Consider the following 14754-nt stretch of genomic DNA (forward strand, 5'->3'; position numbering starts at 1 on the left):
GCGGATTAAATTTACAAACAGAACCAATTAGGATCCGATTGGGTTGATGCAAATTATAAAACGATGCAGGATTTTAAAAGTTTTTCTGAGAAGGTAGAGAATTTAAAGTCTGAAAACTTTGAAAATCTAGCTTTGGAGATTTTTGAGTTTCAGGCAAAACACAATTCCATTTATAGTGCTTATCTGAAGGCAAGGAAAATTGATCCTAAAAAAATCAATGCTTTAGGGCAAATACCTTTTTTACCAATTCGCTTTTTTAAAGACTTTCCAATTGTATCGGGGCCTTTGGATAAATTCAAAGGTTTCTTCTCAAGTTCCGGTACCACAGGAATGATTACCAGCAAACATTATTTCTGGTCTGAGGACTGGTATTTACAACAAGCGCAAAAAACTTTTGAAGAGGTATATGGTAGTCTGTCAGATTTTCACGTATTGGCTTTATTACCCGCATATTTAGAGAGAAAAGGGAGTAGTTTGGTGTCTATGGCTTCTCATTTTATCGAAAAGTCGGGCTCGGAGCATTCTGGTTTTTACTTATACAACCATGATGAGCTTTTGCAAAAATTGAAGCTCCTCTCTAAGGATTCAAAAAAGGTGCTGTTATTGGGTGTGACATTCGCGCTTTTGGATTTGGCAGAAAAAAAAGAATTATTTCCTAATGCTGAAAATTTAATTGTCATGGAGACAGGAGGGATGAAGGGGAGGAGAAAAGAAATGATTCGGGAGGAAGTTCACCAGATTTTAAAAGAATCTTTTCATGTTGATAAAATCCATTCTGAGTATGGAATGACCGAGTTGATGTCTCAGGCTTATTCAAAAGGGGATGGAAAATATACCTTACCTCTCAGTTTGCGCGTTATGTTAAGAGATGTCAATGATCCTTTGGAATGGACTAATCGTTCTCAAGGCGGAATCAATGTGATTGATTTGGCTAATTTCCATTCCTGTTCTTTTATAGAAACTCAGGATCTGGGCAGGATAGATGAGAAAGGGTATTTAGAAGTCTTGGGGAGATTTGACAATTCTGAGATTCGCGGATGTAACTTGTTGGTTCAGTAATTGCTTACTTAAAATTTATTAAACATATTTGAATAGCTTATATTCTTGATCAATATCAAAAGAGTCTCAAGCACATTGGAGTTAGAGACGATTTTAATTCGTCAGGAAGTTGAAGTCGACCAAGAAAAGAAATAATTAAATACACATGAAAAAATTAGCCACTATCGCATTATTGATCGGAATTTTAGCACTAGGTGCATGTGCTTCCAGTAAGCCTTGTCCTGCCTATGCAAAAGCAGAAGTTGGGCAGAAAGCTAACGTTTAAAAAAAATGCTGACTCTTAGTAGTCAGCATATTTTTTAATATCCTCCAGGCTAATAGTGGGTTCCCCCAAAATTACCAGACGTTCCACGACATTTCGTAGTTCCCTGATATTGCCTGTCCAAGGAAATTCCTGAAGTTTTGCCAAAGCATCTTTGGTAATCCCTTTTTTAGCATCTCCGCTTTCCTGAGCTATATCGTCTAAAAACTTGTCTATCAACAAGGGTATATCATCTTTTCTGTCTTTCAAGGCAGGAACCTGAATCAGAATTACACTAAGTCGGTGATATAAATCTTCTCTGAATCTTCCTTCTTCAATTTCCTTTTTAAGGTCCTTATTTGTAGCTGCTAGTACCCTCACATCTACTTTGATATCCTTATCACTACCAACGCGATTGATCAGATTCTCCTGAAGAGCTCGAAGTACTTTAGATTGTGCTGAAAGAGACATGTCTCCAATTTCATCCAGAAATAGCGTGCCTCCTTGGGCTTGCTCAAATTTCCCGGCTCTTTGCTTATGGGCAGAGGTAAAAGCACCTTTCTCATGTCCAAATAGTTCTGATTCTATTAATTCAGAAGGAATAGCTGCGCAATTGACTGCCACAAAAGGATTGGATACTCTGTTACTTTTTTGATGAATCCAGTGAGCAACCAATTCTTTACCTGTTCCATTAGGGCCTGTGATTAATACCCTGGCATCTGTAGGAGCTACTTTTTCAATAGTTTCTTTGACCAATAAGATAGGCTTGGATTCACCTACCATATCAAACTTCTTGGAAAGTTTCTTTTTTAGGACTTTGGTTTCAGTCACCAGATTTTTTTTATCCAATGCATTCCTTACTGTAAGAAGCAGGCGATTGAGATCGGGTGGTTTTGGGATAAAATCAAAGGCGCCTTTTTTGGTGGCTTCTACGGCAGTTTCAATACTCCCATGTGCAGAAATCATGATAAACTGAGGTGATTTTTCCAAAGCCTTAGCTTGGTCCAGAACTTCTATTCCGTCCATTTTGGGCATTTTTACATCACAGAGAACCAGATCGAAGTCCTCTTCCTTCAATTTGGCCAGGCCTTCTTCACCATCTTTGGCCTCACTCACCTCAAATTTTTCGTATTCCAGGATTTCCCTGAGGGTGGCTCTGATGACTTTTTCGTCATCAATGATCAGTATTTTTGACATAAGGCTAATTTAAGAGAAAAAGTGCAAGTCTGTAAGCCGGGTTCTGTTTCTTCTGAAAAATCAGAAGAAGCCTGTCATTTATCTAGTCCTGACTTCGCAGTCAGGATCTATCGATCTACCCACCCCGGAATCCCCGAAAGGAATCGAACGAGCAGCTCTTTGCCCGAGGCCTATTTGATCTTTCAACCCATAAGGTTTGCCATGCGCTGAATGTCACCATCCAACCGGTAGGCTCTTACTCTACCTTTTCACCCTTACCCCTATAGCTATCGGGGCGGTATATTTTCTGTGGCACTTTCTGTATATCCACCTTTTCTGATGAATACCCTTCCCGTTAGGAAGTATGGCGCTCTGTGTTGCCCGGACTTTCCTCCTTTCCGATAGAATCGGAACGGCGACAAGCCGACTTGCACGGAATAAAGAACGCTAAAAATCTTCAAAAGGATTCTATAAGATTTTTAAAGACTGTCTAAATAAGCCGAAAAAAAGATTAAAATATTATTTGGATTAATTATAAACAGGCTCTACTTTTGTTTTAATTTAAAATTAATCCAAATAAATAATAATGAGATTATATCAGATTTACTGTGTTGTTCTTTTGGGCTTCTTATCTTTTTCATTAGAAAATATCGTTATAGCTTCTGAGTCCAAAGAAAATGAGCTTTCTGTAAAAGGAGTTGTATATGATACAGAGCAAAACCCTGTTTCTTATGCAAATGTCTATGTAAAGGGAACGGTAAAAGGTGCCCTTACGGACGCGAAAGGTAAATTCCAGCTTTTTGATTTAGAGAAGGGGGTTTATGAGGTACAAATATCAGCAGTAGGATATAAGACCAAATCTCAAGTAGTAGAGGTAGATGCCAATGGAGTCTTGGATTTGGGCTTGGTAGTATTGGAAATAGGTGTGGAAATGCCTGAATTCTCAATAATTGCCAACAAGGATAGGATTTTTAGCCAAGTTCCGGGTGCAGTAAACTATCTGAATAAAGAGGATATCAAATCTTTGATGCCTGTTTCAGGAAATGAAGTATTCCGAAGGGTATCAGGATTGAATGTGGTGGACGAAGAAGGGTTGGGTATGCGTGTCAATATTGGGATTAGGGGACTCAATCCGGATAGAAGCCGAAATGTATTGATGCTCGAGGATGGTGTTCCTGTCGCTTTGGCACCTTATGGGGAACCGGAAATGTATTATAGTCCAGCGATTGATAGAATGGCAGGAGTGGAGATTTTGAAGGGTTCAGGACAGATTTTGTACGGCCCTCAGACCATTGGAGGCGTAGTGAATTATATCACACCTAATGCTCCTGAGACAGAACAAGGGTCGGTACAAATACAAGGAGGTCAAGGGAGCTTTTTCTCAGGCTTGGTTAATTATGGAAATACCTTTGGTAATACAGGTCTGCAAGTAAATCTTCTTAGAAAATCAGCAGATAATGTAGGTCCTACCCAATTTGGAATTACAGATTTTAATACCAAGTTTCTTTTTAAATTAAATGAAAAGAGCGAGTTAGGAGCCAAATTTGGTATTTATGATGAAAGATCAAACTCAACTTATATAGGATTGAATCAGGTGATGTTTGATCAAGGTGGGCAGGATTTTACAAGGCTTGCTCCGGATGATAGACTGGATGTTTCGAGATTAAGTTTGAGCTTTAGCCATGTTTATAGATTTAACCCAAACTTCAAATTAAGAACCATTGCTTACGGATATACCACTACCAGAAACTGGAATAGACAAGATTTCTCTATCAATTCTTCCAATACTCCTCCTTCAGATTGGACTGGGGTAGTTTGGGGTGATAGGTCTATTCCCGGAGGCGCAATATTTATGAGAGATGGGACTGGACAGAGAAACAGACAGTTTGAAGTTGCCGGGATCGAACCTAGAATTGAGTTGAATCATGAGCTCTTTGGACAAAAAAATGAGCTAAAAGCAGGAGTTAGATATTTAGTGGAGAGTGCGAAAGAACAGCGCGTGAATGGTACTAAAGCAGGAGTGAAAAGTGGCAATCTCATTGAGGATGAATTAAGAAATGGAAAGGCTTTTAGTGCATATTTTCAAAATGAAACTGAAGTAAGTGAAAGAATTACCTTACATGGAGGTCTCAGATTTGAAAACTTCAATTATGAGAGAAATATTTTCAGAAGAAATTTTTCAGGAGTAGGGGTAAGGGACACTTTGATTATTGCCGATAATTCAGTGAGTGAAGTAATTCCGGGAATAGGGTTTACCGTGAAACCTACAAGTGCGGTAACGTTATTTGGTGGAATTCACAAAGGTTTTGCACCTCCAAGAACCAAAGATGCTATCACTTCTACCGGAGATGCTCTGGACTTGGAGGCGGAAAGAAGCTGGAACTATGAGGCGGGTCTCCGATCAGAAATAAATAATTGGATTTATTTCGAAGCTACTGCGTTCCTCATGGATTTCTCGAATCAGATTATACCTGTAGCTGAATCAGCTGGTGGTCTAGGATTTGGAGTAGTCAATGCAGGTGCTACTCGTCACCAAGGTATTGAGACCTCATTTGTTTTTGATATTGCAAAAGCAATGGGATTGAAAAAGTGGGCTATAGATTATGATTTACAGGCTACTTACATTGATGCATATTTCTCTGAGGATAGATTTATAGGTGATGTGAATATTAAAGGGAATAGCACACCTTATGCACCAGAGTGGATTTTCAACTCATCTCTATCTTTGGAATCTGAAGGTGGATTTTCTGCAAGATTGACTTATAATTTTGTAGGAGACCAATTTGGAGACGAAATCAATTCCATAGAACCATCTGCAAATGGAAGGACAGGCTTGATCCCATCATTTTTTACTTTGGATGCAGTTTTAGGGTATGAATTGAAGGCAAGGAATTTGGGATTTAATCTATCTGTTAAAAACTTAACAGACGAGCGATACATTTCCACTAGAAGACCACAGGGGATACGAGTTGGACTTCCAAGATTTGTGACAGCAGGGGTCAATTTTAAATTTTGAAAAAAAAATTAAAAATTTTAAAACTTCTGAAAACCTTTTGCTCTAGGTAATGTTCTTATTTCCAAAGGCTAAAAATAGCTTTTCTTCATAGTGCTGGGTTGAGCCGCTCCGATAGGAGCGGTTCTTTTTTTGCCCCTTTTATTTATCTTTTCGCAATGAACTCAGACAAGAAATCAAAATTTGAAAAACTGATCAGAAAGATCAATTGGTATCCTCCCTATTTATTTTCAGGGATAAAAGTGGTGGATTATAATGAGGAGTTCACCTATTTCAAAACTCAGTTGAAATTGACTTGGTGGAATAGGAATTTGGTCGGAACAGCTTTTGGCGGGTCCTTATATGCCATGTGCGATCCATTTTTCATGTTTATTTTGATGATCAATTTGGGAAGAGAGTACATAGTTTGGGATAAAACGGCTTTTATTGATTTTAAAAGCCCAGGTAAAGGACTTGTTTTCGCTGAGTTTCAGCTGAGTCAATCAGAGATTCAAAGGATTAAAGAAGAAGTAGATCAAAAAGGAAAAGGAGTCTTTGAGTTTCCTTGCGAAGTTAGATCCAAAAGTGGTGAGCTGGTGGCCAGTTTGGTAAAAGGTGTTTATGTAAGAAAGAAGAACTTTGATTTCCGAAACTGAGTTGGCAATTGAATAGGATATGTACCTTTGTTCAAAATAAAAGTCTATGATACTGGTTGGAAATGCGGTTTTGTCTGACGACATCAAGGAGAATTTTTTTGTATGCGATTTAGAAGCCTGCAAAGGAGCATGTTGTGTGGAAGGAGATGCAGGAGCACCTTTAGAGGATGAGGAAACCGAGATCTTAGAAAAAATCTACCCCATAGTCAAAGATTATATCACTGAAGAAGGACGAGCAGCCATTGAAAAACAGGGCGTATGGGTGATTGACAAAGACGGAGATAAAGGCACTCCAACTATTGGCGACAATAGAGAATGTGCTTATGCCCTTTATGACGAAAAGGGTGTCTTAAAATGCGGGATAGAGCAGGCTTATTTAGATGGCAAAGTTGATTTCAAAAAGCCTATTTCCTGTCATATGTATCCTATCAGGGTTACAAAATACGATCAGTTTGATGCGCTTAATTATGATAGATGGCATATTTGTGACCCTGCCTGCCAGCTTGGAAAAAGCCTTCAAGTTCCACTTTACCGTTTTCTTAAAGATGCCTTGGTAAGAAAGTATGGAGAGGACTGGTACGAGGAATTAATTCAGGAAATAGAAGGCTGATTTTTTTATCCAGCCCCCTGATAAGCTTTCAATAGCCAGCCTTTCACCTCATCATTCCAATCGTCTGGTCTAGTCAAATTGATTTTATGACTGCACATCCCATTTGTTTTGCTGTCGATTTCCAGTATTCCCTCGGGTTCCTGACCTTTTAAATTCAATCCGATTTCCATTCGACTTTTTGTTGCAGGAATGATCATCGCAAACTGCTTTTTCCGCCTTACACTCACATAGGCCTTTTTTGGAGCAAACTCGATATCGTTTCCGAAACTCTCAATTTCCTTTTTAATACTCTCATACAGGGCAAGGAAATGCTCTTTTCCTTTATATTGTTCCTGTACAAGAGTATCAAGATCATCAGCAGAGCCTGCATCGGATTTGAGTGTTTTATGGGCAATTAGATTCGCAAATCCATGGGTGAAGCCATGTTCTCCTTTCAAAAACTTGAGTATTTCTCCGTGCTTTTCTAATTTTTGTTTTTTGACAATTTCAATCCATTCCTCCAGACTTTTTCCTGTGTTTTTCTGGAGGTTTTCAATCATAGTTTTGGCTGCATCATCCATATGTCCGGGCTTTGGTTTATACTTTAATATAAACCTTCTTTTTATCCATCCATAATCCTATCAGCCAGATGAGGAGCATGTAGCTGATGGCAAAAAGGAAAGAAGCGTTTTTTGGTCCGAGCCAGGAGGTGTAGAAATTATCATAGAGAAATCCTTTGAAAGTACTTTCTCCCACCGGAATCATATAGAAAATAGAGATGACAATTCCAGATAAAACATATAGTATTAAGGGGTTTCTGCCGAAAACCTGAAAGAAATAAGTCCAGGATTGCTGGTTCTTTACTTCTATCAAATAAATAAGAGCTCCAAGAATTATCAAGTCCCAACCTACAGTTAATAGTACATAGGAACTGGTCCATATTTTTTTATTGATAGGGAATCCCAAATTCCAAATGTAAGCTCCAGCAATTAATATCACCCCTGAAATCAAAAGAGTTCTGACAGTTGAAGGAAGATTCCCTTTGCTTTGGATAAACTTTCCAGCGATATATCCTGCTAAGACATTGACAATAGAAGTAAGAGTGCTTAAGATTCCTTCAGGGTCAAAAGGGATTCCCTCTCCCATATACATTCGATCAGAACCTATTAATACTAGATCTAATTTTAAAGCTGCATTGCCTTCTAGGCTATAGGGTGCAGCTGCATCTCCAAAGAAGTATAGAATTAGCCAGTAGGAGAGTAAAGCTATTCCTGAAAAAATCCAGGCAATCTTGGGTCCTCCCCAGTAGAGGATCAGGGCTGCAAAGAAATAGGCCAGAGCTATTCTCTGTAAAACCCCGAAAAAGCGGACTTCGGAAAGTGAAATAAATTCTATTGCTCCTGATTCGTTGTAATCAAAGAATGGAAATGCATTCAATAGCCAACCGATTATAAAGATCAATAAGGTTCTTTTTCCCACTTTTTTGAAAAACTGGGAAGAAGGCATGTCATTTAGCTTTTTCATGGCAAAACTCATCGCGTTGCCTACTACGAATAGAAACGTTGGGAAAACCAAATCAGTGGGCGTGAAGCCATGCCAATCCGCGTGGGCTAATGGACCATAAAGATTAGACCAGCTGCCAGGTGTGTTGACAATGATCATAAATGCAATGGTCATGCCTCTCAAAACATCCAAGGCTAGGTACCGATTACTTAAACCGGATTGAATAGGTATTTGAGTCATTTTGGGTGAGGGTCTTTTTTTGAATTTTTACTGAAAGGGTGAATATAAAATATTATCTTGTTTGGGTCACTTTTAACAAAATGATTAGCACTTATATGAAGCAATTCGATATTAAAAAATTGGAGGTAAATGAGCCAGTAAAATTATCCGAAAGGTCAACTTATATGGATTTGGGTCTTTCTGAGAAGAAACTCAAGGATGAATTAAATGATGTACGGGAAGATTTGAGTAAGCATCAAGACACTATGTATGCCCATGGTAAATATGGAGTATTGATTTGTTTGCAAGGAATGGATACTGCAGGAAAGGATAGTTTGATTCGGGAAGTGTTTCAGGAATTTAATCCCCGGGGAGTAGTAGTCCATAGCTTCAAGGTTCCCACCAGCAAGGAACTGAAGCATGATTATTTATGGAGACATTACTTGGCCTTGCCGGAAAGGGGGAAGTACGCGGTGTTTAATAGAACGCATTATGAAAATGTCTTAGTGACTAGGGTGCATCCTTATTATATCATGGGAGAAAATATTCCTGGAGTCGAATCAGTGGAAGACATAACACCTGAGTTTTGGGAAAAAAGATTTGAACAAATAAGAAATTTCGAACAGCATATCGCTGAAAATGGAGTCGTCGTTTTGAAGTTCTTTCTTCATCTGAGCAAAGAGGAACAAAGGCAAAGACTTTTGAGAAGACTGGAAAATGAAAAGCATAACTGGAAGTTTTCCCCCGGTGACTTGAAGGAAAGAGCTTTGTGGGAAAAATACCAAGAATGTTATGAGGAGGCTATAAATAAAACTTCCTTACCTCATGCCCCTTGGTATGTCATTCCTGCTGATAATAAGGAGGCGGCAAGATTGCTGGTTGCAAAAGTGATCCAAGAAAAAATGAATGAACTGGAGGGAATCAAAGAACCTGAATTAGAAGAGGAGGTAAAAGCTAAATTAGGGGAGTACCGAGTGATGCTTTCTAAAGAATCGGGGTAATGGTTTCTTCAAATTAATTTTTGAATTCAAGACTTTTGATTTAATTTAAATGCTTGATTTTTAAATAAATATACTTCTTTAATGCTATGAGATATTCCGCTTTTTTTCTGATGTTGTTTTTATTAGGAGCTTGTTCCTGTGAAAAAGACTCAAAAGATTCTAATCTTACCTCAGAACTTTCTGATCCTTTTGAATTGGTTTTATTGGATAAAAGTCAATTTAAACCTTTCAAATTAGGTTCGGATGATTGTCCCAACCCTAAAGCTTGTGAGGCGAATATTAATAATTTAAAAAATAGGGTAAATAATCATCTTAAAAATGTATTTAAATTTCCTAGAAAAATCCAAGATCAAAACATTAGTGTTTTAGATAAGGAAATTAGTGTATTGATGGATGGGTTGACCAATCAAGAGGCACAACTCATTCAATCTTATGTCGATTCTAATCCTTCTAAATATCAAACCAAAGCCGATATCGAGCTTCAAGGAAGAAGACCTATGATGCAGGCGGATGTCTTTCCTCAAGGAAGAAGACCCATGATGCAGGAGCAACTTCGCTACGACGATGTAAATCAGACCAGTAAATTTATACAGTTGATTAGGGGTGGAGCTACGAGTTTTCCAAGCGTTTCAAAGAGAGTATGGATTGTTGATACTGGAGTAGACACTAAGCATCCTGATATTGTGTTTGATCAGGCTGAAATTGATTTAAGTAAGTCTTTTGCTATGAATGCCAATGATCCCTTTGTTGACTCAGATGGTCACGGAACAGCTATCGCAGGAATCATAGGAGCCTCATCAGCATCACCCGGTTCTATTGAATATCATATGAATGGAGTCTATCCAAAAGCCAAAATGGTTTCTTTGAAGGTTTTTGATAATAAAGGTAAGTCAACCGAAAACCGGGTAAAAAACGCGCTTGAGTATGTATTGCTAAATGGTGCTAAGGGTGATATTGTCAATTTAAGTTTAGGTTTTAAGCAAAAAAATCCTGGTCCGGATCTTTGCAGTTCTGGTAAAATCAAAGATAAAATCGAGGCTCTTGTCAATAATGGCATCCATGTGGTCATGTCAGCTGGTAATGAAGGTATGGCATCTAGTACCAATTTCCCAGGTTGTATTAATTATGAAGGAACAGGGGGGAATACAGCGAGAACTTTTACTGTTGGGTCAGTAGAGATTGATGACTCGAATAATGCTTTGTTTTCTTTCTTCTCGAATTACGAAATTAACGATACTGATAGTATAATCGATTACCTAGAACCAGGCGAATATATTTTTACGACGGGGCATATTGTATCTAAATCAACCCCTCAGTATACCGTGGTGTCAGGGACATCATTTTCAGCAGCTATTCTTTCTGGAATCCTTTATGGGAACCCTAATCCGGTGACTTGGAAAACTGTTCAAAGAGGGGCAGCTTCAGGCGAAGGAGATCCTGTTTATATCGTCGGAAAGCTTCAATAGGAAGTTGGGAAGCCTATTTATCTGAAATAAAGTAAATTAAGGCTGAAAGTCGGTCTATTTTATATTTGCTTTTTCCAAGTAATGGTTGAATTTTTTCAATAAAACTTAGTAAGTTGAGTTTCAACTTAACGTATTTTATTATGAGAAAAGTGATTTTTATCCTAGCTCTGATGATTTTTTCATCTTTAGGATATAGCCAAAGCAAGAATTTTGTGGTGGTTTTCAAAGATAGTTTTGAGGAGCCTATTAGGAAAAATCAAATAAAAAATCCTAATAGGCAAACCCAAGCAAATCAGAATGCCAACCAACGAAGTAAAAAGGTTGGAAAGGTGGATAAATTTTTACGAGAAAAAAATATTCCGCCTGGGCAAGCAAAAAAGTTTGTTGATGGAGCTGTTGGCTTTGTAGCTAATCTAAATTCTTCTCAGGTTAATCTTCTAAAATCTGATCCTTCGGTGGATAGAGTAGTGGAGGATTTTACTATGCAGGGAAGACCAAGAATGCAAAGCTCTCGTCCTAGAATGCAAGGTGAGAGTTTGGGAGATTTGTTCTACAACGAATCAACCAAATCTAGTTGTGCTATTCCTTTGATGGGAGGCTCTCAAAGCTCTAATTCCAGTGCTTCTATCTGGATTATTGATACTGGGGTAGATTCTAGACATAATGATTTAAATGTTAATCCAAATCGAAACTTCTCGGTTTCCTTTGTATCCACTGAGTCGGATCCATTTGCTGATTTTGCGGGACATGGAACGCATTGTGCTGGGTTAGCTGCAGGTACAGGAAGAGGCAACCCGGGTATAACCGGAATGTCGCCTGGAGCAGAGATTATTTCTCTTAAGGTTTTGGATAAAAATGGAATGGGTAGCTGGTCAAGTCTGGTATTGGCTTTAGATCACGTGGAGAAATTTGGAGTTTCCGGTGATGTGGTACTCATGAGCCTTGGAGCTGCCGTAGGGCTCAATTGCGCTAACTTCGAGCCATTCTTAAATGGCATCATTTCCGATTTAGGATCCAAAGGTATCACCGTGGTCATGTCTGCTGGAAATGACAGTTCCTCTGCAAATGAAAACTTGCCTGGTTGTATCAATGGCTCCAATGTTTTTACAATAGGAGCTTTAGACTTTACTTGTGAAGGTACGGGTGGATGTAGTGGATTATCCAATTTAGGAAATCCACCAATAGATTGGTTTGCACCTGGAGCTAATCTGATTTCCACTTTTCCTGGAAACCAATATCAAGTAATGTCTGGTACATCTATGGCGGCAGCTTTGGTGGCAGGATTGGTTCACTCCAAAGGCGGAGCACCATCCAGAATGTCTACGATCCAATGTGGAGGAATTACTTATTCCGTAGCAGGTCGCTAGTCTGTAGTTCTTGATTCATCTCCATTCGCTTCTTCTGTAGTTCGCTCAGTAAGGAGCGAATGGGCTGATGACTCAAGTAATTTTTAAAAATCGGATTGTTGACTAATTGAAAGTCATCTCTAAATCCCCTGTTGTAGGCCTCCTTTAAGTAAGTGCTCGATTGATTAATGTTTCCTCTCACGGCCTCTAGTTGTGCCAAGTCAAGCCATAAGTTGAAATCTTCTTTGAAAGACTCCAGGGTTTCTTTTCTGATAGAAATAGCATTATCCAAAAGGGCATTGGCCTCCTTGGTTTTACCCATGGTTTTGTAGATATAACTCAGGTAAACCGGAGAGATAAAGTATTCATCAGATTCATAATCAGGTTTTTTTCTTAAAGATTCCTCTAAATAAAATGCCGCTTTTTCGAAGTCTCCTGCAAAAAAATGAATTGTTCCAGCAGCCACAAAACCCAGAGAGGTGGTGTCCTTATTGACAAGGATTACCTGATTTGCCATTTCGACCCCCTCTTTGATCTTATTCTGTTCAAAGTAAGTAAAGGCTTTTTGCTCGTAGCTAAGTGGATCCTTTTGAATCTCTATTGACTGATCTATCCAATCATGGGCTTCGTTAAATTGATCTAATACCCTGTATATCCAACCTGTAATCTGATAGGGAAGATGATTTGTGGGGTTGAGAGAGGCTGATTTGGACTGAAGCTTTAATGATTTGGCTAAATCTCCACTAATGAAATAAACTGTTGCCAGATTACCCATCGCAGTGCTTAGGTTGGGATTGAGTACCAAAGCCTTTTCAAAGGAGATTTTGGCATATTCATTTTGTCCCTTATAGTAGTAAGCTGAACCTTGCGCAGTAAAGGCCTCTGCGAGATATGGATCTATAGCCAAAGCCTTGGCACTGGCTTCCATACTGGAGTCTAGCCACTGGTCTCCCTCTCCAAAATAAAGATACTGGGCATAAGCATTAGCCAATCCGGTATAGGCTAGTGCATATTCTGGATCAATTCTTATAGCTTCTTTGAATAATTCCGCCGCTTCAAGGGTTGTCTGCTTCCTGTAAAGTGAATAAAGCTCTCTTCCCTTTAAATAGAGTTCATAGGCATCGAAGCTACTTGTCTGAGCCTTGTTTAATTGATCTTTTTCGGCCGCACTGAGATTACTATTGAGTACACGTGCGATTTCTGAGGCGATTTCAGCTTGGATTTCAAAAATGTCACTGACTTCTCGGTTGTATGTTTCTGCCCAGAGATTTTTATTTTCAGATGGGTCGATGAGTTGCACGTTGATTCGGATTTTATCCCCAATCCATCTGATATTACCTTTTAAAACGGTGCTTACCCCCAAGGTATTGGCAATGGAATCCAATGGAAGATCGGGTCCCCTGAATGGCTCCACTGCATCTTTAGTGATTACTTTGATGCTTCCGATTTTGGAGACCTGAGTAATCACATCGGCTGTGAGTCCCTCAGAGAAAAACTCCTGTTCGGAGTTGTTGCTTAAATTGGTGAATGGAAGTATTGCTACTGACTTTTCTTTTTCCCAAACAGATGTATTCCATAAAATTGAATAGATCAAATAGGTCAATAAAATGAAGGATACACTCAAAACCGCCCAAAACTTCCAAGGGTTTTTTTCTTGAAAATGGATGTTGTCCAGTATTTGAGATCGCTTGGGAACCGAACAAGGTGGATTTGTTACTGCATGGAGCTGAACCGGATGCTCCACATTTTTGAGACGGAACATTCCCAGTTTTTGGGTATTGAAATTTGTATTGGCAGGAAGTTGCTCCCTTGCCTTTTCTGAAATCAAAATACAGGACGGAACACCTATTCCCTGAATTCTTGCAGTTAGGTTGACTGCGTCTCCAAAAACATCCCCGTGATCAAAAATGATTTCTCCGCAATGCAATCCAATTCGAATTTGCATGTCCGGAATACTTTGAAGCCTTTTGTGAATCTCTAAACTCGCCTCCAGAGCTTCGTCTACAGTCTCGAAAGTAGCTAGTATGCCATCACCCAATTCTTTGATGATATTTCCTCTATAATGACCCAAGATATCAGTATGGATCTCGAGGTTTTTTTTCATCAGATCAAAAGCATGATCCTCGTCTTTTCCCATGAGTCGGGTATAGCCAACTATATCTGAAAAAAATACAACAGATTGTTTTCTATTATGATCCTGACTCATAAAAATATTTTTGAGGAGCTTTCCTGATTATTCTGCACATTTCCTTCTACAAACTAGTCAATTTTGTATCCTAAATAAGCAAAACTTTCTTAAAACTTGAAGAGAATTCTGATAGCTATAAATACAGTTTTTCTTAGAAAAATTTAATTTGTTTTAAATCTGTATAAGGTAGTAGTAAAAAACATCATTTGTAGGAGGCCTTTTACAATGATTTTCTCCTTCGAGAGGGTAGCGAGTTTTTAGTACAGTCTTGTATATGAGACTTATATGGACTTACAATCTCTTGTTTGGATTAGTTTA

General features: G+C 38.7%; 11 protein-coding genes and 1 other RNA gene. 7 read left to right on the forward strand and 5 right to left on the reverse strand.

The genetic code is table 11. From position 1 onward, the window contains the following. Window positions 1–63: 63 nt before the first annotated feature. On the forward strand, window positions 64–1059 hold the full coding sequence (locus GYM62_RS05165) for an acyl transferase (protein ID WP_219958599.1): 996 nt from the start codon (window positions 64–66) through the stop codon (window positions 1057–1059). Window positions 1060–1339: 280 nt separating this feature from the next. On the opposite strand, the gene GYM62_RS05170 is transcribed toward GYM62_RS05165, so the two are convergent. Next, window positions 1340–2497: a sigma-54 dependent transcriptional regulator gene (locus tag GYM62_RS05170; RefSeq protein ID WP_144604772.1), complete on the reverse strand. Its 1158-nt coding sequence runs from the start codon at window positions 2495–2497 to the stop codon at window positions 1340–1342. Between the two features lie 16 nt (window positions 2498–2513). After that, window positions 2514–2911, reverse strand: an RNA gene (rnpB, locus tag GYM62_RS05175) — RNase P RNA component class A. Window positions 2912–3062: 151 nt separating this feature from the next. Between rnpB and GYM62_RS05180 the strand changes: the two genes are divergently transcribed. The 3 genes from GYM62_RS05180 to GYM62_RS05190 all read left to right on the forward strand — a co-directional run bounded on the left by GYM62_RS05180 (window position 3063) and on the right by GYM62_RS05190 (window position 6734). After that, window positions 3063–5492 carry a TonB-dependent receptor gene (locus tag GYM62_RS05180; RefSeq protein ID WP_219958600.1) on the forward strand — a complete coding sequence of 810 codons (2430 nt, stop codon included), beginning with the start codon at window positions 3063–3065 and terminating at the stop codon, window positions 5490–5492. 155 nt (window positions 5493–5647) lie between these two features. After that, entirely contained in the window at window positions 5648–6124 is a 477-nt protein-coding gene (locus GYM62_RS05185) for a DUF4442 domain-containing protein (RefSeq protein WP_219958601.1), read from the forward strand. 46 nt (window positions 6125–6170) lie between these two features. Beyond that, on the forward strand, window positions 6171–6734 hold the full coding sequence (locus GYM62_RS05190) for a DUF3109 family protein (RefSeq protein ID WP_219958602.1): 564 nt from the start codon (window positions 6171–6173) through the stop codon (window positions 6732–6734). A 5-nt stretch (window positions 6735–6739) separates the two neighbouring features. Here the strand turns inward: GYM62_RS05190 and GYM62_RS05195 are convergent, their stop codons facing one another. Both GYM62_RS05195 and GYM62_RS05200 read right to left on the reverse strand, forming a co-directional pair. Next, window positions 6740–7273 (reverse strand): DUF5655 domain-containing protein, encoded by a 534-nt coding sequence (locus GYM62_RS05195; protein ID WP_370627659.1) that lies wholly within the window; start codon window positions 7271–7273, stop codon window positions 6740–6742. A 37-nt stretch (window positions 7274–7310) separates the two neighbouring features. Then, window positions 7311–8456, reverse strand: coding sequence for an acyltransferase family protein (locus tag GYM62_RS05200; protein ID WP_219958604.1), 1146 nt, complete (start codon window positions 8454–8456; stop codon window positions 7311–7313). Between the two features lie 95 nt (window positions 8457–8551). Between GYM62_RS05200 and GYM62_RS05205 the strand changes: the two genes are divergently transcribed. From GYM62_RS05205 to GYM62_RS05215, 3 genes are all read left to right on the forward strand, one after another. After that, the gene (locus GYM62_RS05205) at window positions 8552–9436 is read left to right on the forward strand and encodes a PPK2 family polyphosphate kinase (RefSeq protein ID WP_219958605.1); all 885 of its coding nucleotides are present in this window, start codon (window positions 8552–8554) and stop codon (window positions 9434–9436) included. Window positions 9437–9522: 86 nt separating this feature from the next. Then, window positions 9523–10902 carry a S8/S53 family peptidase gene (locus GYM62_RS05210; RefSeq protein ID WP_219958606.1) on the forward strand — a complete coding sequence of 460 codons (1380 nt, stop codon included), beginning with the start codon at window positions 9523–9525 and terminating at the stop codon, window positions 10900–10902. A 140-nt stretch (window positions 10903–11042) separates the two neighbouring features. Further along, complete coding sequence (locus GYM62_RS05215; protein WP_219958607.1) at window positions 11043–12269, forward strand: S8/S53 family peptidase; 1227 nt, start codon at window positions 11043–11045, stop codon at window positions 12267–12269. Here the strand turns inward: GYM62_RS05215 and GYM62_RS05220 are convergent. After that, window positions 12244–14454, reverse strand: coding sequence for an adenylate/guanylate cyclase domain-containing protein (locus tag GYM62_RS05220; RefSeq protein ID WP_219958608.1), 2211 nt, complete (start codon window positions 14452–14454; stop codon window positions 12244–12246). The genes GYM62_RS05215 and GYM62_RS05220 overlap by 26 nt on opposite strands. Window positions 14455–14754 lie beyond the last annotated feature (300 nt).

The sequence above is a fragment of the Algoriphagus sp. NBT04N3 genome (genome assembly GCF_019443765.1).
Lineage (GTDB): Bacteria > Bacteroidota > Bacteroidia > Cytophagales > Cyclobacteriaceae > Algoriphagus > Algoriphagus ornithinivorans.